General features: G+C 68.1%; 26 protein-coding genes. 18 read left to right on the top strand and 8 right to left on the bottom strand.

The features are described 5' to 3' along the window. The first annotated feature begins 164 nt into the window (after positions 1-164). The 3 genes from J2Z79_RS13010 to J2Z79_RS13000 are packed head-to-tail and all read left to right on the top strand — an operon-like array spanning position 165 to position 2,938. A complete protein-coding gene (locus J2Z79_RS13010) occupies positions 165-1,202 on the top strand; it encodes an SDR family oxidoreductase (protein ID WP_209467325.1) in 1,038 nt (345 codons plus the stop codon). Beyond that, a complete protein-coding gene (rlmD, locus tag J2Z79_RS13005; protein WP_342589486.1) occupies positions 1,189-2,667 on the top strand; it encodes a 23S rRNA (uracil(1939)-C(5))-methyltransferase RlmD in 1,479 nt (492 codons plus the stop codon). Before J2Z79_RS13010 ends, rlmD begins: the two co-directional genes overlap by 14 nt. Before the next feature lie 7 nt (positions 2,668-2,674). After that, positions 2,675-2,938 carry a hypothetical protein gene (locus tag J2Z79_RS13000; protein WP_209467324.1) on the top strand — a complete coding sequence of 88 codons (264 nt, stop codon included), beginning with the start codon at positions 2,675-2,677 and terminating at the stop codon, positions 2,936-2,938. 99 nt (positions 2,939-3,037) lie between these two features. Here the strand turns inward: J2Z79_RS13000 and J2Z79_RS12995 are convergent, their stop codons facing one another. Next, positions 3,038-3,646, bottom strand: coding sequence for a class I SAM-dependent methyltransferase (locus J2Z79_RS12995; RefSeq protein ID WP_209467323.1), 609 nt, complete (start codon positions 3,644-3,646; stop codon positions 3,038-3,040). A 175-nt stretch (positions 3,647-3,821) separates the two neighbouring features. Here J2Z79_RS12995 and J2Z79_RS12990 point away from each other — a divergent pair, with 175 nt between their 5' ends. From J2Z79_RS12990 to J2Z79_RS12980, 3 genes are all read left to right on the top strand, one after another. Beyond that, a complete protein-coding gene (locus tag J2Z79_RS12990; protein ID WP_209467322.1) occupies positions 3,822-4,682 on the top strand; it encodes a hypothetical protein in 861 nt (286 codons plus the stop codon). 548 nt (positions 4,683-5,230) lie between these two features. Further along, entirely contained in the window at positions 5,231-5,674 is a 444-nt protein-coding gene (locus J2Z79_RS12985) for a cupin domain-containing protein (RefSeq protein ID WP_342589489.1), read from the top strand. A 132-nt stretch (positions 5,675-5,806) separates the two neighbouring features. Then, on the top strand, positions 5,807-6,766 hold the full coding sequence (locus tag J2Z79_RS12980; RefSeq protein ID WP_209467321.1) for a S66 peptidase family protein: 960 nt from the start codon (positions 5,807-5,809) through the stop codon (positions 6,764-6,766). A gap of 103 nt (positions 6,767-6,869) precedes the next feature. Here the strand turns inward: J2Z79_RS12980 and J2Z79_RS12975 are convergent, their stop codons facing one another. The 3 genes from J2Z79_RS12975 to J2Z79_RS12965 are packed head-to-tail and all read right to left on the bottom strand — an operon-like array spanning position 6,870 to position 10,644. Beyond that, positions 6,870-9,431 carry an FtsX-like permease family protein gene (locus J2Z79_RS12975; protein WP_209467320.1) on the bottom strand — a complete coding sequence of 854 codons (2,562 nt, stop codon included), beginning with the start codon at positions 9,429-9,431 and terminating at the stop codon, positions 6,870-6,872. After that, entirely contained in the window at positions 9,428-10,132 is a 705-nt protein-coding gene (locus tag J2Z79_RS12970; RefSeq protein WP_342589485.1) for an ABC transporter ATP-binding protein, read from the bottom strand. Before J2Z79_RS12970 ends, J2Z79_RS12975 begins: the two co-directional genes overlap by 4 nt. Next, on the bottom strand, positions 10,129-10,644 hold the full coding sequence (locus J2Z79_RS12965) for a PadR family transcriptional regulator (RefSeq protein ID WP_342589488.1): 516 nt from the start codon (positions 10,642-10,644) through the stop codon (positions 10,129-10,131). Before J2Z79_RS12965 ends, J2Z79_RS12970 begins: the two co-directional genes overlap by 4 nt. A 300-nt stretch (positions 10,645-10,944) precedes the next feature. Between J2Z79_RS12965 and J2Z79_RS12960 the strand changes: the two genes are divergently transcribed. Next, positions 10,945-11,124 carry a hypothetical protein gene (locus tag J2Z79_RS12960; RefSeq protein ID WP_209467318.1) on the top strand — a complete coding sequence of 60 codons (180 nt, stop codon included), beginning with the start codon at positions 10,945-10,947 and terminating at the stop codon, positions 11,122-11,124. Here the strand turns inward: J2Z79_RS12960 and J2Z79_RS18530 are convergent. Beyond that, complete coding sequence (locus tag J2Z79_RS18530; RefSeq protein ID WP_209467317.1) at positions 11,121-11,909, bottom strand: CPBP family intramembrane glutamic endopeptidase; 789 nt, start codon at positions 11,907-11,909, stop codon at positions 11,121-11,123. The two genes, J2Z79_RS12960 and J2Z79_RS18530, sit on opposite strands and share 4 nt — an antisense overlap. A gap of 130 nt (positions 11,910-12,039) precedes the next feature. Between J2Z79_RS18530 and J2Z79_RS12950 the strand changes: the two genes are divergently transcribed. The 9 genes from J2Z79_RS12950 (at position 12,040) to J2Z79_RS12910 (ending at position 18,696) form a co-directional block, all read left to right on the top strand. Beyond that, positions 12,040-12,894 (top strand): nucleotidyltransferase domain-containing protein, encoded by an 855-nt coding sequence (locus J2Z79_RS12950; RefSeq protein WP_209467316.1) that lies wholly within the window; start codon positions 12,040-12,042, stop codon positions 12,892-12,894. A gap of 209 nt (positions 12,895-13,103) precedes the next feature. Then, positions 13,104-13,604, top strand: a complete 501-nt coding sequence (locus tag J2Z79_RS12945; RefSeq protein WP_209467315.1) for a DinB family protein — start codon at positions 13,104-13,106, stop codon at positions 13,602-13,604. A 149-nt stretch (positions 13,605-13,753) separates the two neighbouring features. Further along, positions 13,754-15,043 carry a Glu/Leu/Phe/Val family dehydrogenase gene (locus J2Z79_RS12940; protein WP_280953721.1) on the top strand — a complete coding sequence of 430 codons (1,290 nt, stop codon included), beginning with the start codon at positions 13,754-13,756 and terminating at the stop codon, positions 15,041-15,043. Between the two features lie 242 nt (positions 15,044-15,285). Then, positions 15,286-16,194, top strand: coding sequence for an SPFH domain-containing protein (locus J2Z79_RS12935; RefSeq protein ID WP_483439826.1), 909 nt, complete (start codon positions 15,286-15,288; stop codon positions 16,192-16,194). 60 nt (positions 16,195-16,254) lie between these two features. After that, a complete protein-coding gene (locus tag J2Z79_RS12930) occupies positions 16,255-16,608 on the top strand; it encodes a hypothetical protein (protein WP_209467313.1) in 354 nt (117 codons plus the stop codon). Positions 16,609-16,610: 2 nt separating this feature from the next. Next, positions 16,611-16,886, top strand: a complete 276-nt coding sequence (locus J2Z79_RS12925; protein WP_209467312.1) for a hypothetical protein — start codon at positions 16,611-16,613, stop codon at positions 16,884-16,886. A 98-nt stretch (positions 16,887-16,984) separates the two neighbouring features. Further along, complete coding sequence (locus tag J2Z79_RS12920) at positions 16,985-17,254, top strand: hypothetical protein (RefSeq protein ID WP_209467311.1); 270 nt, start codon at positions 16,985-16,987, stop codon at positions 17,252-17,254. A 13-nt stretch (positions 17,255-17,267) separates the two neighbouring features. Continuing rightward, a complete protein-coding gene (locus J2Z79_RS12915) occupies positions 17,268-17,702 on the top strand; it encodes a spore coat protein (protein ID WP_209467310.1) in 435 nt (144 codons plus the stop codon). A gap of 64 nt (positions 17,703-17,766) precedes the next feature. Continuing rightward, a complete protein-coding gene (locus J2Z79_RS12910; protein WP_209467309.1) occupies positions 17,767-18,696 on the top strand; it encodes a Gfo/Idh/MocA family protein in 930 nt (309 codons plus the stop codon). 27 nt (positions 18,697-18,723) lie between these two features. Here J2Z79_RS12910 and J2Z79_RS12905 read toward each other — a convergent pair whose 3' ends face one another. Then, positions 18,724-19,965: an MFS transporter gene (locus J2Z79_RS12905; RefSeq protein WP_209467308.1), complete on the bottom strand. Its 1,242-nt coding sequence runs from the start codon at positions 19,963-19,965 to the stop codon at positions 18,724-18,726. Positions 19,966-20,091: 126 nt separating this feature from the next. On the opposite strand from J2Z79_RS12905, the gene J2Z79_RS12900 reads away from it, so the two are divergent. Together J2Z79_RS12900 and J2Z79_RS12895 are read left to right on the top strand one after the other, a co-directional pair. Next, a complete protein-coding gene (locus tag J2Z79_RS12900; protein ID WP_209467307.1) occupies positions 20,092-20,976 on the top strand; it encodes an alpha/beta hydrolase in 885 nt (294 codons plus the stop codon). An 84-nt stretch (positions 20,977-21,060) separates the two neighbouring features. Then, complete coding sequence (locus J2Z79_RS12895) at positions 21,061-21,438, top strand: MazG nucleotide pyrophosphohydrolase domain-containing protein (protein ID WP_209467306.1); 378 nt, start codon at positions 21,061-21,063, stop codon at positions 21,436-21,438. Positions 21,439-22,490: 1,052 nt separating this feature from the next. On the opposite strand, the gene J2Z79_RS12890 is transcribed toward J2Z79_RS12895, so the two are convergent. Together J2Z79_RS12890 and J2Z79_RS12885 are read right to left on the bottom strand one after the other, a co-directional pair. Continuing rightward, positions 22,491-23,162, bottom strand: a complete 672-nt coding sequence (locus tag J2Z79_RS12890; RefSeq protein ID WP_209467305.1) for a hypothetical protein — start codon at positions 23,160-23,162, stop codon at positions 22,491-22,493. Further along, entirely contained in the window at positions 23,159-23,404 is a 246-nt protein-coding gene (locus J2Z79_RS12885; RefSeq protein WP_209467304.1) for an anti sigma factor C-terminal domain-containing protein, read from the bottom strand. Before J2Z79_RS12885 ends, J2Z79_RS12890 begins: the two co-directional genes overlap by 4 nt. Positions 23,405-23,510 lie beyond the last annotated feature (106 nt).

The raw sequence follows: 23,510 nt of genomic DNA, 5'->3' as shown, positions 1-23,510 counted from the left end.
GTTAGGGTGCCCCCCCGTCCGCGGAGCCATACCGGGCATCCGCCGCAGGAACCGGAGCAAGGGGCGCCGGGGGCGTAGGAACCGGGATGAGGGGCGGCCGGCCGTAGGAACTGTGACCCGGGGCGTCAAATTGTTATGACATACCATGAAGGGAGGCGTGGCCCGTGGACCTGGTAACCGGCGCCACCGGCTTCATCGGCGAGCAACTGGTGCGACATCTCGCTGCGCAGGGGCAGAAAGTACGGATTCTCGTCCGCTCCCGGGAGAAGGCAGAGACGGTGTTCGGCCCGCTCTGCCAGCAGCTGGAGGTGGCGGCGGGCGACCTCGGCGACCCGGCCTCCCTGGAGCGGGCGGTCTCGGGGGTGGAGCGCGTCTACCACTTGGCCTCGCGCATCAACTTTCAGGGGTCGCTCAAGCGCATGCGGGCGGTCAACGTGGAGGGGACCCGCCGCCTGTTGGACGCCTGCACTGCGGCCGGCGTGAAGCGGGTGGTCCACATGTCCTCGATCGCGGCCGGGGGCCCCGCCATGGCGGACGAGAACGGCCGCTACCGGCCCCGCGCGGAGGAGGACGAACCTGCGCCCCTCCCGGACGCGTACAGCATCACCAAGCTGGAGCAGGAACGGCTCGCGCTCTCCTACCGGGACCGCGGGCTGGAGGTGGTGGTGGTGCGCCCGAGTGCCGTCTTCGGCCCCGGGGACCCGGACGGGATCAACACCGTGATCTGGATGGTCAAGGAGGGCCGCCTTCCCTTCTACCTGGGGTCGGCCCAGGCGGTGGTCAACCTGGTCTTCGTGCGGGACGTGGTGCGCGGCACGGTCGCGGCCATGGAGCGCGGCCGGTCCGGAGAGGTCTACCACCTGGTGGGCCCCAACCTGACGCAGGAGCAGCTCTTCGGCCTCCTGGCCCAGGTGAGCGGCGGCCGCAGCCCCCGGTGGGCCATGCCGGTTTCGGTGCTGGTGGGCGCCGCGCGGCTGGCCACGCTGGGCGCCCGGATCGCCTTCCGCCGGCGCTCGCCGGTCCACCCCCACGAGGTGCGCAGCTGGACCGCACCGTGGATCGTCAGCGACGAGAAGGCCCGCCGGGAGCTGGGGCTCGTGCCCACCGACACGGCGGCTGCCTTCCGCGAAACGCTGCAGTGGCTCTCCGCGCAGAAGGCGGGTCGGACCGAGTCGGCGGGCGGCGCAGATGCGCGGGCCTGAGGCCGCGCCCTCGTCGCCGCTGGCCCGGGAGCGCGGCGAGTGCACCCGGCGCCCGCTCTGTGGTACACTGATCCCCATGAGCAGGCAAGAGACGGCGCAGAGCCCGGTTCGCCCCGGGCAGGAGATTTCGGTGACGGTCCACGGCCTCGGCAGCAGCGGTGAGGGCGTGGCCCGCTACGAGGGACTGACCATATTCGTGCCAGGCGGCGCCCCGGGCGACCGCCTGCTGGCGCGCGTGGCGGAAGTGAAGAAGAACTACGCCCGGGCGGCGCTGGTGGCGGTGGAGGAGCCCTCGCCGGACCGGGTGGCGCCGCCCTGTCCGGTGGTGGCGGAGTGCGGCGGCTGCCAGCTGCAGCACATCGCCTATGGGGCGCAGCTGCGGCTGAAGCGGCAGCAGGTCGTGGACGCCCTTGAGCGGCTGGGCAAGCTCAGCGGCGTGACCGTCCACCCGACCCTGGGCATGGAGGATCCCTGGCACTACCGGAACAAGGCGCAGTTTCCGGTGGGCTGGCGCTCCGGCCGGGTGATCGCGGGCTTCTTCGCCCCCGGCACCCACCGCATCGTCGACATCGAGCAGTGCGACATCCAGCACCCCCTGGGCAACCGGATCATGGCCGAGGTGAAGGCGCTGGCCGGGCGGTACGGCGTGCGCATCTACGACGAGCGCACCCACACCGGCGTGCTGCGCCACGTGCTCGCCCGGGTCGGCCGCGGCACGGGCGAGGCGATGGCGGTGCTGGTGACCAACGGCCCCGACTTCCCCCATGGCGAGGTGATCGCCCGGGAGCTGATGGCCCGCATCCCCGCGCTGGTGAGCGTGGTGCAGAACATCAACCCGGCCCGCACCAACGTGGTGCTGGGCCGGGAGAGCCGCGTGCTCGCGGGGCGGGGGCACATCACCGACTACATCGGCGACCTGAAGTTCAACATCTCGCCGGTCTCCTTCTTCCAGGTGAACCCGGCGCAGACGGAGGTGCTCTACGGCAAGGCGCTGGAGTACGCCGGCCTCACCGGCGGTGAGACCGTGGTGGACCTCTACTGCGGCATCGGCACGATCTCGCTCTTCCTGGCCCGGCAGTGCCGAGAGGTGATCGGCATCGAGTGGGTGGAGGAGGCGGTGGCCGACGCCAGGGAGAACGCCCGGCGGAACGAGGTGCACAACGCCCGCTTCATCGCCGGCGACGCGGCGGTGGAGATGCCGCGGCTGGCGGAGGAGGGGGTCCGGGCGGACGTGATCGTGCTGGACCCGCCCAGGAAGGGCTGCGACGAGCCTGTGCTGGAGGCGATCGCCGCGGTCGCGCCCCGGCGGGTGGTCTACGTCTCCTGCAACCCGGCCAGCTTGGCCCGGGACCTGGGCCGGCTGGCGGGGATGGGGTATCGCACCGTGGAGGTGCAGCCGGTGGACATGTTCCCGCACACGGCGCACGTGGAGTGCGTGGCGAGGGTGGAGCGGGTTGACGGGTAAGTAGAGTGTGATCATAGTGACCTGGCTCCGCTGCTGCAGGTTCTGGAGCGGGCCGAATGGCGTCCCGCGCCGGGGCGGCGTAGGCCCCCTCATGGTGGTCAACTGGCGCCTCCTGGTCGGCCGGTGCGACGAAGCCGAGTATGTGGCCATCCCCCTGCCCGACGCGCTGGCGACCACGATTGACCAGAAGGCTCAGGACGAACCTGAGACCCACGTTCGGGACCTGCCGCAGTTCAGCGGTAAGTGCATGGCATTCCTGCCTGTCAACTAGCGTTCCTCCGGACCGACCCCCGGCGCTCAGCCGGGGGTCGGTCAAGCGTTCGGGGAGCAAATGGTCTGTCTCGATTGTACGAAAATGTTTGCCCGCCCGTCAGGGGCGGGCGTAGATCAGCTTCACCAGGTCTCCCTTCAGCGGCTCGACCCGCTCGACCGTGAGGCCTGCCAGGCGGACGTTCTCCACCGTCCTGCGGTTGATGCGGCAGCCGACCAGCGCCGAGACCAGCGGGGCCGCCGCGTCCATCAGGGCGCCGATGACCGGTCGGTCGACGCGCATGTGCTCCAGCAGCAGGATGCGCCCGTCGGGCCGGCAGACCCGGGCGGCCTCCCGGAGCGCCGCGATCGGGTCCGGGATGGAGCAGAACACGTAGCTGGCCAGGACGGTATCGAAAGAGGCGTCGGGGAACGCCAGGCGCTGCGCGTCCATCTCCAGCAGCGTCACCGGCACCCGGCACGGCTTGAACCGGGCCCGCGCCAGCATCCCCGGGCTGAGGTCGATCCCGACCAGTTCGGTCGTGCCGGCCGGGTCGTAGAACGGCAGGTTCTTGCCCGTTCCCACGCCGATCTCCAGGACCCGGCCCCTCGCTTCCCGGATCAACCGCACGCGCCACGGGGCGTCTGCGGTTCCGCCTCCTGCATCAAACCAGCGGGCGTTGCGGTCGAACTTCCGCCGCACCGCGGCCGTCTCGCGCTCCCTGATCATCACACCTCACGCCTCCCTCCGCGGGATGAGCACGGCAATTCTGCCCGCAGGACGGCGATTCCTGCCCTTCGGTCCGGCAAGCGTTATGACAAGGTAGTATATAGGTGGAACAATAAGTTATTATGCAGAGTCACGGTTCATAGAGGACGTCGTATCCAGCGGGGGTGAAGGGTCGGTGAGGCTCCTCGAGCGAGCGTTCGCGGTATGGCGCCGGTACTGGTGGAGCCTGGTCCTCGCGCACGTGGCTGTCGACGTCGGGCCGGTGGTTCTGGCGGCGGCCATGGGCCGGGCCCTGGGGCTGTTCCCGGGCGGGATCCAGGACCCGCTCCGCACCGTCCTGTTCGAGCAGTACGACAGGGCGCAGCTGGCCTGGATGGCGATCCTGACGTCGCCGGCGGGGCTGCTGACGCTCCTGACCCTGATGCTGCTGTACCTCCTGGCTCACGCCGGGCTGATCGGGGTGCTGCGCGCGCTCGTCCGCGGCGGAAGGCGCCCGACGGCCGCCGACTTCCTGCGCGGCGTCCGCCAGGAGTGGGCCCGCCTGCTGAAGGTGAGGCTGCTGAGCCTCCTGCCGCTGGGCGTGGCCGCACTGGCGGCCGCCCTGGCGACCGTCCTGGCCGGCGTCGTCCTCGCCAGCTGGCTGGTGCCGCTGGTGCCCGCGGCGATCATGCTGGTCGGCGAGGGCGCCGTACTCTACGCGTACCCAATTCTGGTGGCGGAGGAGGACGCCACCGCCACGGAGGCGGTCCAGGACAGCGTCGCCGTGCTTCTGGAGCGGTGGAAGGAGGCGGTGGGGGCAGCCGTCGTCTTTGAGCTGATCACCGGGATGGGACCGCTCGGCGGCCGGCTGCTCGCCCGGGTGGAAGGTCCCCTGGGGGTGCTCCTGGGCGCCCTGCCGGTCGTCCTCTGCGGGAGCCTGGCGATGGTCTACCTCGTGGTGCGGTTCATTGAGAACGTGCACCGCGGCCTCTTCGAAAGGGACGGCGAGTTCGCGATCGATCACGCTGACGCCGGCTGGCGCACGCGGGGTGCCTGACAGGCGCTGGCAGCCAGTGGCACAGACGGATCGGGACGGGTGCTGCCCGAGTACCCGAGGCCACAGTCGCTGCGACAGCTCGTCCAGCTGGTATGCGAGCTTTACGCCGCGGCCCGCCTCCGGCTCGATCCAGACCTGATCGCCCGGCCCGTCCCCGGGGATGAGGCGGAGCCAGTGAGCCCGGCAGGACGGGACCTGCCGGCAGAAGCCCCAGATGTGCAGCATCCGCCTCCCGCCCGACGAACGGGTGCTGCACCTGCTCTCCGAGGATGTCTCCCACCGTCAGCATGCAGCCAGTCTCCTCACTACAGCAAGTTAAGATAAGCGTACCACAAGTGTGGCAACGGCGCGCGGCGCAGGTGTGGGGTATAGATGCACGCACGCCCGGTGCGGACTGCCCGGCACGCTCCAGCCCGCCCAGCCCGGTCGGCTGTCGCAGGGCGAGAGTCGCCGGTGGACCGGTCAACATAAAATAGCGGCAAACCGGTGAGAGGAGCTTGCGTGTGTACTACAAGGCGGCGTATGGTTACCCCTGGCGCATCCCAGCGGTGCCCCGCCGGTATGCCGGCCACTGGCGCGCTGAGTCCGGGCGGCGCGGCACCATGGATTACGGAGGCCGGCCCTATGTCGTCAACATCGCCAGGGCGGCCATGCAGAACACCAACTACCGCACCGCGCTGTGGACAGGGGAGCACTTCCAGGTGACGCTGATGAGCATCCCGGTGGGAGAGGACATCGGCCTGGAGGTTCACCCGGAGACCGACCAGTTCATCCGCATCGAGCAGGGGCAAGGCCTGGTCCAGATGGGGAACAGCCCCGACCGGCTGGACTTTGAGCGCATGGCCTACGCCGACTCCGCCGTCATGGTGCCCGCCGGCGTCTGGCACAACATCACCAACACGGGCAACACGCCCCTGAAGGTATACGTGATCTACGCCCCTCCGGAGCACCCGCGGGGCACCGTTCACCCGACCAGGCCGAGCGCTGACTGACACGAGCCGGGTCCTGAGGACAAGCTCTCCGCACAATGCCTGAGACGGCGTGCTCCCCGCTGGGGTGCACGCCGTCCTTATTCATAGGATCACCCGATGGGCGAACATCAAAGGAAGGGGAGGAAGTGACCGATGACCGATGCAGCTGTGCGCCGCCCCAGGCCCGTGCGGCCCGGAGCCACCATCGGCGTCGTTGCCCCCTCGGGGCCGGTTCCGGCGGAGCAGTTGGAGGCAGGGCTGAAGCGGCTGCACGCCTGGGGGTACAGGACGGTCGTGGGCGACGCCGTGCTGGCCCGGCGGGGCTACCTGGCCGGGACGGACGACCGGCGGGCCGAGGACTTCAACCGGGTGTGGGCGAACCCCGCGGTGGAGGCGGTGCTCTGCGCCCGGGGCGGCTACGGGGCGATGCGGATCCTGGACGGGATCGACTGGGAACGGGTTCGGAGGCAGCCCAAGTTCTTCTGCGGGTTCTCCGACATCACCGTCTTCCACCTGGCCATGGCGCGGGAGGCCGGGCTGGTCACCTTCCACGGCCCGATGGTGGCCGCCTTCGGCGGCGCGGAAGCGTACAACGCCGCCGGCCTGCGGCGGGCGCTGCAGGAGCCCGGCCCCCTGGGGGAGATCCCCTGGCCGGACCCCGGGGAGGAGGGGGCGCCCTGCCCCCTGACCATTCGGCCCGGGGTGGCCGAGGGGCGCCTGGCCGGGGGGAACCTCACCCTGATCGCCTCGCTGATGGGCACGCGCTGGGAGCCGGACTTCACCGGCTGCATCGTCCTGCTGGAGGACCTGGACGAGGCCCCCTACCGGGTCGACCGGATGCTCACGCAGCTCTTGCTGGCGGGGAAGCTGCAGCGGGCGGCGGGGATCCTCTTCGGCGACTCCCCCACCTGCCTGCAGGGCCCGCCGGACCGCCCGTCGTTGACGCTCTTCGAGGTGCTTGAGGACCTGCTCGCCCCGCTGGGGATCCCGGTGCTCTACGGCTTTCCCTGCGGGCACGGGCCGCACCGGGCCACGCTGCCGCTGGGCGTCCGGGCCCGACTCGATGCCGAGGGAGCTGTGCTGACGATCCTCGAGTCGGCCCTGACCGCCTGAGCAGCGCTGCGGCGCCGGCCGGTGCGATCCGTACGTGTATGACAACCGGGCGAACCTCCCGCGGAGGCCCGCCCGGTTTTTCGCGTGCCGACTCGCCTACCGGCTACTCATACCGCAGCGCATCCACTACGTCCAGGCGGGCGGCCCAGCGGGCGGGCAGGAGCCCCGACAGGGGTGCCAGGATCAGGGCGACCACGGCGGCGGTGCCCAGCGACCCCCAGTCCAACACCCAGTGCATGGTGGCGCCGTTGATCAGCTCGCTGGAGGCCACCATCGCCCGCTGCAGCCCGAGCCCGGCCACGGCGCCGATCAGCCCGCCGACGACGCCCATGCTGAACGCCTCGCCCAGCACCACCTGGACCACCTCGCCACGCCGGGTGCCCACGGCCCGCAGCACGCCGAACTCCCGCTTCCGCTCCAGAATAGCCGTGACCAGCGTGTTGGCGATGGCGAGGCCCGCGACCAGCACGGCGACCCAGGTCAGCGCCTCGGTAAGCCCGTAGAAGCTGTCGTACGCGACCTTCAGCTCGTTCCAGAAATCCCGGTTGAGCCGGATGTTGAGGGGCATCGTGTCGCCCCACCGGTCCAGGATGCGCTGCTTCACCTCTTCCGGGCTGACGCCCTCCTCCACCAGCACCGCCACGTTTGAGGCGGTGCTGTCGTTCCAGTACCGCAGGTAGTCCCGCCGGTCGATGTTGATCGTGCCCCCGTAGGGGGTGATGTCGGTCATGATGCCTGCGACCGTGAAGGCGACCTCACCGCTGGGCGAGGGGAGGCGCAGGGTGCCGCCCACGCCCACCCCAAGGCGGGCGGCGATGCCCGGGGAGATCACCGCGTGGCCGCCCTGCTCCATCAGGTCCGCGACCTCGGGCCAGCTGCCCTCCTCGAGCATGGTTTCGGAGTACTGCCTGAGCAGGGAGTGGTCGAAGACCTGAAGGAAGGCCTGGTCGCCGTCGCCGATGATCACCCGCATCATCTTCTGCGGGCTGACCAGCCGGACGCCCTCCACCTCGGCCAGCTGCTGCACGAAGGCGTCGTCCACCTCCACCAGCGCGCCGATGCCGGCGTACGAACTGGAGACGTTCATGTCCCAGCCGATGTTCTTCTCGAACCACTGGTTGAAGGTGGCCATCTGGCTGGCCTCCACGCCTCCCATCGCGACCATGTAGGTCAGGGTGACCATGAGCGCAGAGATGGTGGCCGCGGTGCGCCGGGGCATGCGGATCAGGTTGTCGGCGGCCAGGCGGCCCGTTACGCCCAGCGCAGCCGTGAGCAGCGGCCTGAGCAGCGCCCGGTTGGCCAGAGGCAGCAGCACCGGCAGGAGGAGGACCATGCCCAGCAGCGCCACCACCAGCATCAGCCCCCAGAGCCGCAGCACCAGCGGTGAGAGCATCTCGCTCTCGGGCCAGGTGAGCCAGACGGTCAGGAACCCCACAGCCAGAAGGGCCAGGCCCGCTGCCCCCCGGCGCCAGCCGGGCCGCGCCGGGTCGACCCCGGGGTTCTCCGCCGGGCGCATCGCCTCCACGGGACTCACCATCACGGTTTCCCGGGCGGGGCCGAACGCTGCGGCCAGCGCCGCCCCGACGCCCACGGCGAGGGCGGCGGCCACGGTGCCGAGGTCCATGGCGACGGCGGCGGCCTGCACCCCGTAGCCCGCGAGGAACTGCTGCGTCGCCTGGTCAGCCATCACCCGGGCCATGCCGTAGCCGTAGGCCAGGCCCAGCAAGGCGCCGAGGAAGCCGAGCAGCGCCGCCTCGGTCAGCACCGAGGCGATCACCTCGCCCCGCCTGAGGCCCAGCGCACGCAGGATCGAGAGTTCGCGCCGCCGCTCCGCCACGCTCATCGAGACGTTGGTGTAGATGATGAACGTGCCGGCGAAGAGCGAGATCGAGCCCGCCATGGTGAGCAGGAAGACGACGGAGTCGAGCAGCCGCTGCATGTCGCGGGACCGCTCCACGGGCGTGGTCACCCGCACCTGCGGGTCCAGCGCAACGGCCAGCCGCTCCTGCAGCGCGCCCGTCGGCTCGCCCTCGGCCGCGACGATGTCGATCACGTCGAGCTTGCCGGCCTTGCCGAATGCCTCCTGCGCCGCCCCCAGTGTGATCACGCCGAAGGGGCCCAGGGCCCCGCGCACGGTGCCTTGCGCGTCGAAGATCCCCACCACCGTGAACGCCTGCAGCCCCCGGGTGGTCAGGAGGCTGAAGCCGTCGCCCTCGGAGAGGGCGAGGTTCGCGGCCAGATCGGTGGTGACGGCGGCCTCGCCCGGGCCCTCCGGCAGCCGCCCCGCGGTCATCCGGTAGGTGCGGATCTGCTGGTCCAGGTCCCGGTCGATGCCGTAGAAGGTGGCCCCGGCCTGCCGGTCGCCGGATACGACCTGGGTGCCGGAGGCGATGACCGGCGCCGCCACGGCCACGCCCGGGGTCTGCCGGGCAACCTCCAGCAGGTCCTCGTCGAACCCGAAGCCCGTGGTCGCGGAGACCTGCAGGTCCGCCCGGCCCGCGGCCGCCGCAAGAAGGTTTTCGTAGCTGCCCAAGATCGCGCCGTTGATGAGGAGGACGGCCACCACCATCGTCACGCCCAGGGCGATCCCGGCGAGGGTCATGAAGGACCGGCCCTTCCGGCTCCACAGGTACCGGGCGGCCATGCGCAGGTACTGTGCCGTCATCCGGCTGTCCCCCCCGTCTGCTGGTCGTCGATCACCTTTCCGTCCCGCATCCGGATGAGCCGGTCCCCGTAGGCCGCCGCCTTGGGGTCGTGGGTGACCATCACGATGGTCTGCCCCCGCTCTGACTGCATCTCCTTGAGCAGCAGCAGCACCTCCTCGCCGGACTGCGAGTCGAGGTTGCCGGTGGGCTCGTCGGCGAAGAGCAGGGGCGGGTTGGTGACCAGGGCCCGGGCGATGGCCACCCGCTGCATCTGGCCGCCCGACATCTCGTCCGGTTTGTGCGCGGCCCGGGACTCCATCCCCACCGTCCGGAGCAGCTCCATCGCCCTGGCTTCGGCCTCCTTCTGCCTCACCCGCGCCAGCAGCAGGGGCAGCGCGACGTTCTCCAGGGCGCTCAGAGTGGGCAGCAGGTTGAAGAACTGGAAGACGAAGCCCACCTTTTCGCGCCGCAGCAGGGTCAGCTCGTCGTCGCGCAGCTCGGTGAGGTCGCGGCCCAGCAGGTGCACCTTGCCCGAGGTCGCCTGCTGGAGGCCGCTCATCAGGTGCAGCAGGGTCGACTTGCCGGAGCCGGACTTGCCCATGACGGCGACGAACTCGCCCGGCGAGATGCTGAGGCTCACCCCGTCAACCGCCCGCACGGTGGCGGCGCCGCGCCGGAACTCCTTCACAACCTGGTCCAGGCGGATGATCTCCTTGCTCACGATTCCTGGCCTCCCCTTGCCCGCAGCCGGGCTTCACAGTTATCCAGCCACTTGAGGTCTGCCTCGACGTGCAGGAGCGCCGCGTCGAGCATCATCTCCTGCCGGAGGCGATCCGGGCCCTGCGCCCGCGCCAGCTGAATCCGGGCGCGGGTGAGCTCCGCCATCTGGAGGTGGTACACCCGGCGCTGCGACTCCAGCAGCTCCAGTGCCCGTGCGGGATCCTTATCGACCAGCAGGCCCAGGCGCACGTAGATCTCGTCCCGCATGGGGCGGGCCTTGAGGGGCGGTCGGGCCAGCCAGCGCTCCAGCTCCTCCAGGCCAGCCTCCGTGATGCGGTAGACCTTCCGCTCCTCGCCCTGCCCTTCGGACTCCTCGAGCACCACCAGGCCGTCCTTCAGCATCCGTTCCAGGGTGGAGTAGATCTGCCCCACGTTCAGCTCCCAGAGCCCGCCCGTGAGGCGCTCGAACTGGGTCTTCAGCTCGTAGCCGTGGCGCGGTCGCCCGGCGAGAATGCCGAGGATTCCATGCTTGACTGCCAGGCTGGTTACCCCCTCTCATCGCCCCGCAATACAAGTATAGTATACGAGTATGTAGTGAGCAAACGAGGGTCTTGCGGAGAAACGATTCCATTGAAGAATGAGAAGACCGCGCCGGTGCGAATGACCGGCGCGGTCGGCGGAGGACGACAGCGGCTGCCGCAGGGTGAAGAGAACCTATTGACAATTCATCACAACTTGCCCACCATGATGCATATGCGAATGTAGACTGCTGCCGGCCCGGTTCGGGGGCCGAGACCTGGTGGGGGTGGCGCGATGGGCGCGTTCCTTGTCCTGCTGCTCTGGATTGCCTCGATTGTCCTCTTCCTGTGGATCTGGTCCGACGCCACCGACCGGCACGGCCAGAGCATCGGGTGCCTCTGGGCTCTCGCGGTACTGGCCCTCGGGCCGATCGCGATCATCGCGTACTTCATCTTCGGGCGCTCCAACGACTAGTCTAAGTGAGCCACACCGGTTACGGAGTGGCTCCTTTCCTTCGGCGGCCGCAGCCACAGCGCGCACACCGCCACGGCGGCGGTGATGCACCCGGTCACCGCCGGGTCGTAATGAGACCCGTTCACCGGGTAGAGCGTCACGCCCAGGTTGCTCGTCGCGTGGACGAGCACGGCGGCGAATACGCTCTGCCCGGCGCTCTCGTACAGCCACACGATCAGCACCCGGGCGGCCACGGTGAAGAGCGCCTGCCAGCCGATCCACTCCCACGTGCGCCCCATCTGCAGATAGGGGATGATGTGCCAGAGGGCCCACAGGGTGCCCATCAGCACGCCGGTCCGCAGGACGCCCCACCGCGGGAGCATGCGCGGGGCGAGGTATCCCATCCAGGCCACCTCCTCGCACGCTGCCGCGAGGACGTATACCAGGAACAGGACGGGGACCGCCGGCGCGGCCGCCTGTGGTGCCGGCAGGGGCTGGCCCGTGGCACGGGCGACGGCGTACGACAGCAGCAGAACGGCCGGCATGAGGAGGAGCGCGGGCGCATACCAGGCCGGGGGCCGGATGGTGCGCGGATCGACGGACCTCAGCAGCAGCCGTCGCACGCTGCCGGCTCCCTCCTCGCGGTACACCAGGATGACCGCGGCGCCCAGCGTGGCGAAGATCATGAACGAGCTGACAGGGAGGTTCATGGGCATCCCCGGGATGTCGCCCACGAAGGTGCCGGCCAGCCAGAAGGGCGCGGAGAGCGCCGCCAGCAGAACGCAGAACCGCATCTCGGCCGTCACAGGGGTCTCACTCCCTCACGATAGGCAAGTGATGCCAGTCGTCACCCGGGGGCTCACGGCTGTGCGTCAGGCAGGTCATGACGGAAACCCGCCCGAAGAAGATCGGGAGAACGAGGAAGGAGGGAACGTCGTGCCACAGACCAGAGTCATTGAAGCCCTGTCGGCCGTGGGAGGCGTCCGGGCGATCGCCCTCGGCGGCTCCCAGAGCCGGGGCGAGGCGGACCTTCACTCCGACTACGATTTCGGCATCTACTACGACGCTGATGACCTCGATCCTGCAGCGCTGGACGAGGCGCTGACGGCGCTGGACGACGACCACCGCACCGGCCTGCTCCACCCGCCGGGTGCGTGGGGGCCCTGGATCAACGGCGGGGCCTGGATCACGGTGGGCGGCGTCCCCGTCGACATCCTGCTCCGGGAGATCGGCAAGGTGGAGCGGACCCTGCGCGACTGCCTGGCCGGGCAGGTGACGATCGACTACCAGCCGGGCCACCCCTTCGGGTTCGTCAACACCATCTACGCCGCCGAGACGCACTACTGCCGGCCGCTCTGGCAGTCCGCCGCGGCCCCCCTGGACCGGCTGAAGGCCCTGCTCTACTCCGAGGGCCCATACCCGCCCCGCATGCGGGAGGCAACGGTCCTGCGGTTCCTCTGGGAGGCCTGGTTTTCCCTCCTGTGCGGCCGCAAGGCCGCACACAAGGGCGACTTCCACTACGCCGAGGGATCCCTCTTCCGGACCGTCTGCGCCTGGGTCCAGGTCCTGTACGCCCTCAACAACCGCTACCTGATGAACGAGAAGGGCGCCCTCCGCCGGGTGCGGGAGCTGGAGCGCAGGCCGGAGGGGATGGAGGCGCGGGTGCGGGAGACGTACCGGCTGTTTGCGGACGGCAAGGCGGCCGAGGCCTACGCGCTCCTCGACGCCCTCCACGGCGAGGTTCAGGCGCTCGCCGGTGCGTTCGGCCCGGTGCAGACCGAGATTCGCTAGCCCCGTACTGGCCACCCCGGGCAGGCTCTTCGTCGCCGCACCCGTGGCGGCAGCGGCGGGGGTCGCCTCCGGGGCCTGGTTATCGAGCGCGCTCCGCACATAAAATGTGGGCCAGCCTCCTGCACCGGGGGCTGGCCTCGGTTATATATCGCGGACGCGCACATCCGTGATATGATGAACGAAAAAGTTGCGCAGGGAGGGGCAGTGGTATGCGCGACGTGGGTGGGGAGTATCTGAGGGCGGTACGGCAGCGGTTCGCGGAGATGAAGCAGGTGGCCGAAAGGGCGATGGCGCAGGTGTCCGACGAGGAGCTGCACTGGTCGCCCCACGAGGAGGCCAACTCCATCGCGGTGCTCGTCAAACACCTGAGCGGCAACATGCGCTCCCGCTGGACCGACATCTTCACCACCGACGGCGAGAAGCCCGACCGGAACCGGGACGCCGAGTTCGAACCGGAGGCTCTCACCCGGGCGGACCTGATGGAAATCTGGAATCAGGGGTGGGCGCGGTTTCAGGAGACCTTGGACGCGCTGACGGAGGAGGACCTGCTGCGCACGGTCTTCATCCGGGAACAGCCTCACAGCGTCATCCAGGCCATTGAGCGCCAGATGTACCACTACAGCTACCACATCGGCCAGATTGTCTATATTGCCAAGCTCCTGCGCGGAACGGGCTGGCAGTCGCTGACCATTCCGCGCCGCCGCGCCTAGGCGGTGGCAAGGCCGCGTCGGGCCTTCGTTCTTATTCAACGTGCGTATCGGTTTGATTCGGTTTTATGCTTTGCATTCGGCGGCGGTGTCACTTATACTAACACACTAAAGGCGTAAAGTGAGCGCAGTCACGAATGGGGGGAAAAGAGATGGGCGGCGCACAGAATCCGTTTCTGATTGCTCAGCAGCAGGTCCGGAACGCGGTGGTGGCGTTGGGTGAGAGCGAGGAGCTGTATGACCTCCTCAAGGCGCCGGCCCATTTCGTCGAGGTGCAGATCCCGGTGCGCATGGACGATGGCACCCTCCGGGTGTTCACCGGCTATCGCAGCCAGCACCTCACTACCCTTGGGCCCGCGAAGGGCGGCATCCGGTTCCACCCTGCCGTCACGGCCGACGAGGTGAAGGCCCTCTCCATGTGGATGACCTTCAAGACGTCGGTGGTGGGTCTGCCTTACGGCGGCGGCAAGGGCGGCGTGATCGTCGACCCGCGCAGACTGAGCCGAGGCGAGCTCGAGCGCCTCGCCCGGGGCTACGTGCGGGAGATCTGGCCCTTCATCGGACCCGACAAGGACATCCCTGCCCCGGACGTGAACACCAACGCGCAGATCATGGCCTGGATGGTCGACGAGTACGAGAAGATCGTGGGCTGCAGCTGTCCCGCCGTGTTCACCGGCAAGCCCCTGGCCCTGGGCGGCTCGCTGGGCCGTAACGAGGCCACGGGGCGCGGCACCGTCATCGCCGTCCGCGAGGCGATGAACTACCTGGGCCTGCCGCTGAAGGGCGCCCGGGTCGCCATCCAGGGCTTCGGCAACGCCGGCCAGTTCGCCGGCCTGCTCCTGGAGGAGTACGGGGCGGTGGTGGTGGCCGTCAGCGACAGCCGGGGCGGCATCCTCTGCCCGGCCGGCGTCCCGGTGGCGGACCTGATCGCCTACAAGCAGGCGACGGGCAGCGTCGTCGGGTACCCCGGCAGCCGGGAGACCGACCAGGCCGGCGTCCTGACCGCCGATTGCGATATCCTGATTCCGGCCGCGCTGGAGAACCAGATCGACGCCGAGGTCGCCCGCCACATCCGGGCGCGGGTGGTGGCCGAGGCGGCCAACGGCCCGACGACACCCGACGGCGACCTCGTGCTCGCCCAGCGCAACATCTTCGTCATCCCCGACATCCTGGCCAACGCCGGCGGGGTGACCGTCTCCTACTTCGAGTGGGTGCAGAACCGCAACCAGCTCTACTGGACCGAGGAAGAGGTAAACGCCCGGCTGGAGCAGAAGATGGTGGAGTCTTTCCGGCAGGTGGTGGCCACGGCCGAACGCCACGGCGCCTACAGCCGGACGGCGGCTTACATGTACGCCATCCACCGCATCGCCGAGGGGCTGCGGGTCCGGGGTCTGCTGCACACGCCCGCCCGTCACCTGCGGCGCATCGCAGCGGGGCAATAGGCTCGTCGGAACCAGCGGGGGCTGTCCCGGGGCAGAGCGCATTTGCCGGGGCGGCCCCGCTTTTGTGTATGGCGACGGGAAATGCAGATTCAGTGGAGAAGAATAATCGAGGTACATGCCCGCCTGCGCCGCCGGCTGCGGGCGCAGGGGAGTGTCGCGCGGCAGGGAGCGGTGCGGGGCGCATCCCGGATCGGGAACGGCTGCGGCTCCCGGCCGACGATTGATGTGCAGGAGGGATTCGCATGACCGAGCGCGTAAGTGAACCCATGGCGGCAATACCGGAGCGCAGCGTGCGCACGTGGCCGGGCTGGCTGGGGCTCCTCACCTCACTCGCCCTGATGGCCGTCTCCGTCTGGCTCTTCGTGCTGGGGCTGCCCATGGACGTGTGGGAGGATCCGTCGCCGCTGCTGCTGGTGGTCAGCGGGCTGCTCTTCGCCGCGTCCATCGTCCTGCTCAACGGCCTCTTCGTCGTGCAGCCCAACCAGGCGGAGGTCGTGGTCCTCTTCGGCCGGTACCTGGGCTCGGTGAAGACCGACGGCTGGTACTTCGTCAACCCGCTGACGACCAAGCGGAAGATCAGCCTGCGGGTGCACAACTTCACCTCGCCGCAGCTGAAGGTCAACGACGCCAACGGCAACCCCATCGAGATCGCCGCGGTGGTGGTCTGGCGGGTGGTGGACACCGCCCGGGCGGTCTTCAGCGTGGAGGACTACAACGCCTTCGTGGGGGTGCAGTCCGAGACCGCCATCCGCCACCTGGCGAGCCAGTATCCGTACGACGACGGCCTGAACGAGGGCGAGCCCTCGCTGCGGGGCTCCGCCGAGGAGGTGGCCCGGGCCCTCCAGCGGGAGCTGCAGGAGCGGCTGGAGATGGCGGGAATCGAGGTGATCGAGGCCCGCATCTCACACCTGGCGTACAGCCCCGAGATCGCCGGGGCGATGCTGCAGCGCCAGCAGGCGGCGGCCATCATCGCGGCGCGGCAGAAGATCGTGGAGGGCGCGGTCTCCATGGTGGAGATGGCCCTCGACATGCTGGACCAGCAGCAGAAGGTGGAGCTGAGCCCCGAGCGCAAGGCCGACCTGGTCTCGAACCTCCTGGTGGTGCTCACCAGCGACCGGGCCGCCCAGCCGACGCTGCCCATGGGCAGGTAGCGGCGACAGGGGCACACAGCAGCCGCGGTTCGGGTCACACTAGGGGTGAGGTGAGCGCACGTGAACGAGCGGCCCCTGGTGGCCCTGTGCTATGACCATCTGGGCGGGCGCCTGGCCGAGCGCCTGGCCGACCGGCTCGTGGAACTGGGGTGGGTGGCGGTGGAGCCCGCCCCCGGGGTCACACCCCTGGGCTGGTCCGGATTCGCCGCGCTCGGCCTGGACCTCAGGCCGCTGATGGCGGGCTCCCGCAGGCCCGTGGCCCTCTGCGGCCGCCACATCGGGGCCCACCTGGGCTTCCTCCTGCGGCGCCACCTGCTGGAAGCCGGGTGGCTGGCGCGCGCCGGGGACCAACTGCTACTCACCCCGGCCGGCGAATCGGCCCTGCGCCGGCTGGGCGTGAACCTGGAGGCCTGATGATGAACCCCATACTGCAGGAAACCCTGGTGATCGTCTTCTGGAGCTTCCTGGGCTCGGTCGGCATCGGCGCGCTCGGGGCGCTGCTGCTGGACTGGCCCGTCTCGGTGACCTACATGCTGAGCGTGCTGACCATCGGACCGACCCTGGCCGTCCTGCGGGGCCGCGATCGCGCCCGGGACCGGCTGGAGCTGGGTGAGCGGGCCGGCGTCGAGCTGCTCGCCCTGATCATCCTCCTGGGGCTCGGCTGGCTGGGCATCCATTATCTGAACATCTAGCCAGCACTTCACACGGCAGGTCGCCTCCGCCACGGCATGCGGCTCCCGGCTTCCGGAGAGCATAAAGTGTGTGTCTTGCCGAGAGGAGGATGGCCCGAGTGCAGTTTCAGACAGGAACGATGACACCGCTTACCGAAAAGGACCTTGCCTACCTGCACGACATGATGTCGTGGGAGCTGCTGGCCGCCAAGAAGGCGTTCCGCTACGCCAATGAGACCCAGGAGCCCGAGTGCCGGCAGGCGATGTTCCAGGTCGCTGAGCAGCACCAGCGGAACCTGGAGCGGCTCGTCCTGCACCTCAAGCAGCACGTGGACCAGGCGACGCAGATCACCGTCTCCGGCGCCGACCAGCCGGCCACCGTGATGTAAGGAGGGGCAGAGAGTGCAGCAGCAACAGCAGCAGGGGGTTCAGCCCCAGTTCACCATGCAGGGCGGCCATGTCGTGATGCAGCACAAGGAGCAGACCGGCCTGCCCACGGTGAAGGACGCGTCCGTCAACGACCGCGACCGCATGCAGGACCTGCTGGCGCAGGAGAAGTACCTCACCACCGGGTACAACACGGCCATGATCGAGGCCAGCCACGACGCCCTCTGGGACGTGATCAAGCAGAACAGCGACGCCTGCCACCAGATGCAGCGGCAGATCTACAACATCATGTTCAAGAAGGGCTGGTACAAGCTGCCCGTGGCCAACGCCCAGGCGGTGACCCACACGCTCCAGCAGTTCGTGCAGTACAAGACGCAGTTCCCCTTCCCGCCCAGCCCGCAGATCGAGCAGATCGCGAGCCAGACCGGAGGGGGGCAGACAACCCAGTAGGCGACCGGAGAAGACGACGGCGGCGGAGGCATCCCTCCGCCGCCGTTCTTGAGGAGGGGTTTCCATGGACGCTCCAGTGACCCTCGGCGTCGTCGGCCTCGGGAACATCGCCCGCAAGGCGCACCTGCCGGTGCTCGCACAGCACCCCGGCGTGCAGATCGTGGGCCTCTGCAGCCGAACCGGGCGCGGCGTCGACGAGCTGGCCGCCCAGTACCGGTTCCAGCTCCGCGCCCGCACCTTCGCCGAGCTCCTGGCCCTGCGGCCCCGGGCGGCCTACCTGCTCAGCGCCACCGCCGCCCATCCCGAGCAGGCCGTCGCCCTGATGGAGGCCGGGATTGACGTCTTCATGGAGAAGCCGCTCGCCCAGACCCTGCCCGAGGCGGAGGCGATCGCGGCGGCAGCCGGCCGCACGGGCCGGCTGCTGATGGTGGGCTTCAACCGGCGCTACGCCCCGGCGTACCGCAGGGCGAAGGCGCTGTTCGCCGAGGCCGGCAAGCCCATCGAGTACGTGCTGGTCCAGAAGCACCGCACCGGCGGCGGAGCCCGCTGGCCGCTGCGCCACTACGTCACCGACGACACCATCCACATCATCGACCTGGCCCGCTTCTTCGCCGGAGACCTGCAGCTCAGGACCGCCCTCACCCGCGTCGGGCTGGTGGCCGCCCAGTTGGAGGCCGGGGGCGGGACCCTGGTCCAGCTGGCGCAGAGCTACGGCGCAGGTGCGGTCACGGAGCGGGTGGAGCTGCACGGCGGCGGGCTGACGGTGATCGTGGAGGAGCTGGAGCGGCTGGTCGTGCGCGAGGGGGGTGCAGAGCGGGTGGAGCCGTTGTTCGGGTCCTGGACGCCCACGCTGGAGAAGCGGGGCATCGGGCCCGAACTGGAGCACTTCCTCGCCTGCCTGCGGGAGGGGCGCACCCCGGAGACCTCGGCGGCCGAGGCCCTGGCCACGCAGCGGCTGGCGGAGGAGATCCTGCTCGCGGGCGGCGGCGCCTGAGGCGGGCGTGGGGGACCGGCCCCTCCGCTACGCCTGCTCGGCGGGCGGGGGCTCCTTCTCGCCCCGCCTGACCGCCATCATGCAGAGCGCCGCCAGGGCCATGAAGAGGATGGCCAGCACGAAAAAGTAGCCGTAGCCGTAGTGGTCGAAGACCCAGCCGAAAAGGGGCGGACCGGCGATGTTGGCCAGCGAGGAGAAGAGGTAGTACATGCCGGTGTAGGCGCCGATCTGCCCGGGACCGGCCATCTGGGTGATCATCGGGTAGGAGTTGATGTTCACCCAAGACCAGGCGAAGCCGACGAGCAGGAAGAGGTACCAGGCTGACTTCAGGTCGGACCGCAGGCCCAGCAGGAAGAAGGCGAGGATCATCATGATGAGGCCGCCGATGATCGTCCGCTTACGGCCCAGCCCGCCGAAGGAGAGAAACGTCCGCCCCGTCCAGCCGTTCCGGAGCGAGAAGCCGTCGGCCAGGAAGCCGGACGGGATGGCGAAGATCAGGAACGCGGCGCCGGAGAACGCGAGCAACCCGGCGACATCGGCCTCGTGCATGCCCAGGTACTCCTTGCCGTACGTGGTCACCCAGGTCTCCAGTGAGTTGTAGGCGACGAACCAGCAAAAGATGGCAAGCAGCATGAAGAGCGCGCTGGCGTCCTTGATGAAGCCGATCTGAAACCGCTCTGCCTTCTCGGTGCTCTGCTCCGGCTCGCGGATCCAGAGGTAGAAGATCGCCGTGATGAGCAGCAGGAGCAGCGCCGAGCCGACGAAGGGCAGGCCGGGATACATGCGGTAGAGGATCGCCCCGCCGAACGTGGCGACGATGTAGGCCAGGCCGCCCATGAAGTTGATGATGCCGTTGGCCTTGGAGCGGAGCGGCGGCGGGGTCACGTCTGGCATAAGCGCCACGATGGGCGAGCGCCACGAGGCCATGGCGAGGTTCATCAGGACCGATGCCCCGAGCAGGAGCCAGAGGCTGGTCTCCCAGCCCACGGGGATCAGCATGAGGAAGAGGGCGGAGAGCGGTGCGAAGACGAGCAGGTAGGGGATCCGGCGCCCGAAGCGGGTGCGTGTGCGGTCGCTCAGGAAGCCGATCAGCGGTGTGAGCGTGAGGGCGAGCCAGTTGTCGATCGTCATCAGGTAGCCGATGATGGTCTTGGACTCGATGAACTTGGAGTAGAAAATTGGCATGTACGAGTTGTATAAGGGCCATACAAGTCCCACACCGAAGAAGCCGAGGCCGATGATGAACGTGTTCTTCCAGTTCAACCTCATCCTGCTCGCCTCCCTTCGTCTGCATATTGCATCGGTTCGTGTCCCTGACAGAGAATCCCTGCCGAGAGGGAATCGGCCGTCAGAAACAGAACTGGGTTTCCATACAGGCTGATCGGAGGTGGAGCGATGCGGGAGAGAAGCGGCACCCTTCCAGGTCTCGGCGGCGTCAGGCTGTTCTACCGCATCTGGGAGCCCCAGCAGGCCGTCGGGAACCTGGTGCTGGTGCACGGGGCGGGCGAGCACATCGGGCGGTACGAGCACGTGGCCGCGTGGTTCACCCGGCGGGGGTTCGCCGTATGTGCCATGGATCACCGGGGCCACGGGCGCTCTGAAGGCGCGCGGATGCACGTGGACCGGTTCGCGGACTACCTTGCCGACCTGCGGGAGTTCGTGCGCCTGGCCACCGAGGCGCACGGCCGGCCGGTGATGATCGGCCACTCGATGGGCGGGCTCATCGCCTACCGCTACGCGGCGGCCCACCCGGAGACCATCTCGGCCCTGGTGCTCTCCTCGCCCTGGTTCCTGAGCCGGGCGAAGGTGAGCCGTGTGGAGCAGGCGCTGGCCCCCCTGCTGGCCGTCCTCGTGCCCAGGCTGCAGGTGAAGTCGGGCATCCCGCCCGAGATCTGCACCCGGAACGCGGAGCGGATCGCCCTCGACCGGCAGGACCCCCTGCGCTGCCAGACGGCCACGCCGCGCTGGTTCGTGGAGTGCACCCGGGCGGCGTCCGAGTGCCGCACCTCCGTCACGCTCCCAGCGGGGCTGCCGGCGCTCTTCCTGGTGGCCGGCGAAGACCAGCTGGTGGACCCCGGGGTCACCCGCGAGGTCTTCGACCGCATCGGCCACGGCGACAAGCGCTTCAGGCTCTACCCCGAGAAGTACCACGAGATCTTCAACGACCCCGGCCACGAGGAGGTCTTCGCCGAGATCCTGGCCTGGCTGCAGGAGCACGGGCTGGGGCCCGGGTCGACTGACCGCCCGCAGGAGCGCGAGCTGGCGCCGCAGGCCGACTGACCGGCCGCAGGAGCACGAGCTGGCGTCCCCGGCCGACTACACGGGAGGACAGCCCGGCAGATCCACCGCAGAGGAGGGCCCAGCATGTTCCCGAACGAGATGCGGACGATTCCCGACTTCCAGGCCTTCCACCGGTGGTTGGACGAGCGGAAGGGATGGAGCCAGGACCTGAAGCTGAACATGATCCTGCTGACCGGCGAGGTGGGCGAGGTCGCCAACGAGGTGCGCAAGGTCCTGTGGCGCGCCCAGCTGCTGGAGGCCGAGATGGGGGAGGAGGCCGCCTGGGAGGCGGCCCTGGCCGAATACCGGCACGACCTGGGCTTCGAGCTGGCCGACTGCCTCGCCTACATCTTTAAGCTGGCCAACAACGCGGGCATCGACCTGGAGGCGGCCTACCGGGCCAAGATGGCCAAGAACGTCCAGCGGGAGTGGACGGCTCCGCCGCCCGGAAATCACGAATAGCAGGAGCCGCTCCCTGCCTGGGGCAGTGGAGCGGCTATTTTGTGCATCTATGAAAATGTTCGGGGCAGTGAAAGAAAAGGACAGTTTCGTCGGTAGAGAGGAGGGGAAGGGGTGAAAGGCGTGACGAGGCGGGAGTGGATCGGGCGGGCGCAGGCCGGCGATGGCGGAGCTTTCGCTGCGTTGGTTCGGCTGCATCAAGCCGGCGCCTACGGTCACCCAACCACTCCGCCCCTCGGTCCTGCGCCCCTGGCTGCTGCGTATTAGCGCCAACTTCGCCCAGACCACCTTCAGGCCCGGTACAAGCATCCCGCCTCCGTTGAAGGCGCAAGTGTGTCCGCAGAGGGTGTCGTCGTTCGCACCATGAGTGCCGCAAAGTAGGGGGTGACGTCGTGCACTAAGTCCAACGAACTGAACATGGGCCGGGTGCCATTGGGCTCGACGTGAAGATTATCGCTGCACCTCGAGAGTGCCGCAACGGACCTTGATTGTCCTAGCAGGAATCCAGAACGCCCCGTAGGACCTGAGAACAACCTCAAACTCGCAGGGGCCAGTGCCTAGATGGTCCATCGTCCCTGATGGCAACGGCCGAAGGGAGACCACTCGCAGGGGGCCACCCAATAGGTGAAAGAGAGGAGGAGAGGAGAGTGACGATGCCGCGTGCGCAAGGGCCTGTTCGGCGTAGCGTCTCTCATCGCCAGAGAATCGGTACAGGCCAGTGATGCTAACCCGTGGGCCCACGATGCAAACCGTTAGAACGAGCGCAACTCCAAGCCACAACCAGCCAGAACGCGACCGCCGAACGGCTCGCACGCCTAGGAACAGTGAGCCCCCGATGAGAGCGATCGTTGCGAACGTCAGCGTCAGTAGCGGAATATCACCCATAGTCTCGCCTCCTCGTGATGAGTCTGGGGCCTTCACTAGACGTGACACCGATAAGGACGAGAATATCGCCACACTAATCGGTACATTTCGGATGTGCACAATGGTTTACTTGTGTGAGGCGTCCGGTGATAGCGACAAACCATTAGCGGCCCATAGGAGCGTTGCGCCGACTACCACGCCAGGCAAGGGTCGGGTGCCCCCTTCCTGGGGTAGACGTATCTGCAGTCGTTTGGTGGCATAGTGTACTCGTTAGGCTTTCCAGCTTGATACCAGATTAGCGTAGCGATAGCGTCGGCGAAGACGCAGTTTGCATACCCTGAGAAGCAATTCCACGAACGATACCCATGCTGTGCTTCAACTCCCGCTCGGCTACCGTCGCTGTGATGATCCCCCTGAACCCACCAGTAGTACCAAGTTGCTGGCTGAAGTTGATCAGCGAAGGCAGTGCCAACGGTAAACGGGCGGTAATCGTTGCCATCCAGCAACTGTGTGTCACGGTATGCAACCGGCTGGTTGCTATCCCAGTGACTTCCGACCGTATCCCCGAGATAGCTGTAGGACCAAGCACTCTCCGGAGCAACATTGTTGAAGACGACATCCATCTCCAGGGTTTCATTGTCATCGTCTCGAAGTAGCTCCATGTCCGCCAGAGTATTCCAGTAGAAGTAGTGGTAGATAACATGTGCGTGTGGATTATCATAGTGGCGCCAGCTTACCCGGCCTTTATCGGGAGTCCACTTGTCTAGGTTCTGATCGTGAATCGGGTCGGCATGGACCATGGCCCCCGACAACACCACTAGGACCATAGCAGCCAAAGAGACAAAGGCACGCCTTCTGTTCACTCGAGATCACCCCCAGCAAAGAAGATCGGATCGTCGTAATCAGAATTATCCGATACGAGTAGCGCCATTTCCACCGGAACCTTTTCAGCGAACCGGAGTAGGTCATGGGAAGGCCCACTCAGGGCTACCCCATATATCGGAGTACCATGCTTTCTTATGTAGTTGAGCCTCAACTCTAGATCAGAAATAAGTTTCTTGAATGCCGGATCTTTGCCGGCCTCATCTTGGGCCTTGAGGTCCAACAGTTGGTCCTCTAGGAGCCTGTCTGAGTAAGCCAGTTCTGTAGGAGCAAAAGGGTTCGGTGTCCAATGTCTTCAGCATGAGCAAGAAGACGTATCGACCGTATGA

It is taken from the genome of Symbiobacterium terraclitae, assembly GCF_017874315.1.
Classification (GTDB): Bacteria; Bacillota; Sulfobacillia; order Symbiobacteriales; family Symbiobacteriaceae; genus Symbiobacterium; species Symbiobacterium terraclitae.
Note: the sequence above shows the minus strand (reverse complement) of the source record. Positions and strands in the feature narration are given on the sequence as shown.

Coding starts and splice junctions, on each gene's coding strand:
- rlmD (WP_342589486.1), top strand. CDS start 1,189: ATGCGCGGGCCTGAGGCCGCGCCCTCGTCGCCGCTGGCCCGGGAGCGC.
- J2Z79_RS12995 (WP_209467323.1), bottom strand. CDS start 3,646: ATGATCAGGGAGCGCGAGACGGCCGCGGTGCGGCGGAAGTTCGACCGC.
- J2Z79_RS12980 (WP_209467321.1), top strand. CDS start 5,807: ATGACCGATGCAGCTGTGCGCCGCCCCAGGCCCGTGCGGCCCGGAGCC.
- J2Z79_RS12975 (WP_209467320.1), bottom strand. CDS start 9,431: ATGACGGCACAGTACCTGCGCATGGCCGCCCGGTACCTGTGGAGCCGG.
- J2Z79_RS12960 (WP_209467318.1), top strand. CDS start 10,945: ATGGGCGCGTTCCTTGTCCTGCTGCTCTGGATTGCCTCGATTGTCCTC.
- J2Z79_RS12945 (WP_209467315.1), top strand. CDS start 13,104: ATGCGCGACGTGGGTGGGGAGTATCTGAGGGCGGTACGGCAGCGGTTC.
- J2Z79_RS12940 (WP_280953721.1), top strand. CDS start 13,754: ATGGGCGGCGCACAGAATCCGTTTCTGATTGCTCAGCAGCAGGTCCGG.
- J2Z79_RS12935 (WP_483439826.1), top strand. CDS start 15,286: ATGACCGAGCGCGTAAGTGAACCCATGGCGGCAATACCGGAGCGCAGC.
- J2Z79_RS12925 (WP_209467312.1), top strand. CDS start 16,611: ATGAACCCCATACTGCAGGAAACCCTGGTGATCGTCTTCTGGAGCTTC.
- J2Z79_RS12910 (WP_209467309.1), top strand. CDS start 17,767: ATGGACGCTCCAGTGACCCTCGGCGTCGTCGGCCTCGGGAACATCGCC.
- J2Z79_RS12905 (WP_209467308.1), bottom strand. CDS start 19,965: ATGAGGTTGAACTGGAAGAACACGTTCATCATCGGCCTCGGCTTCTTC.
- J2Z79_RS12900 (WP_209467307.1), top strand. CDS start 20,092: ATGCGGGAGAGAAGCGGCACCCTTCCAGGTCTCGGCGGCGTCAGGCTG.
- J2Z79_RS12895 (WP_209467306.1), top strand. CDS start 21,061: ATGTTCCCGAACGAGATGCGGACGATTCCCGACTTCCAGGCCTTCCAC.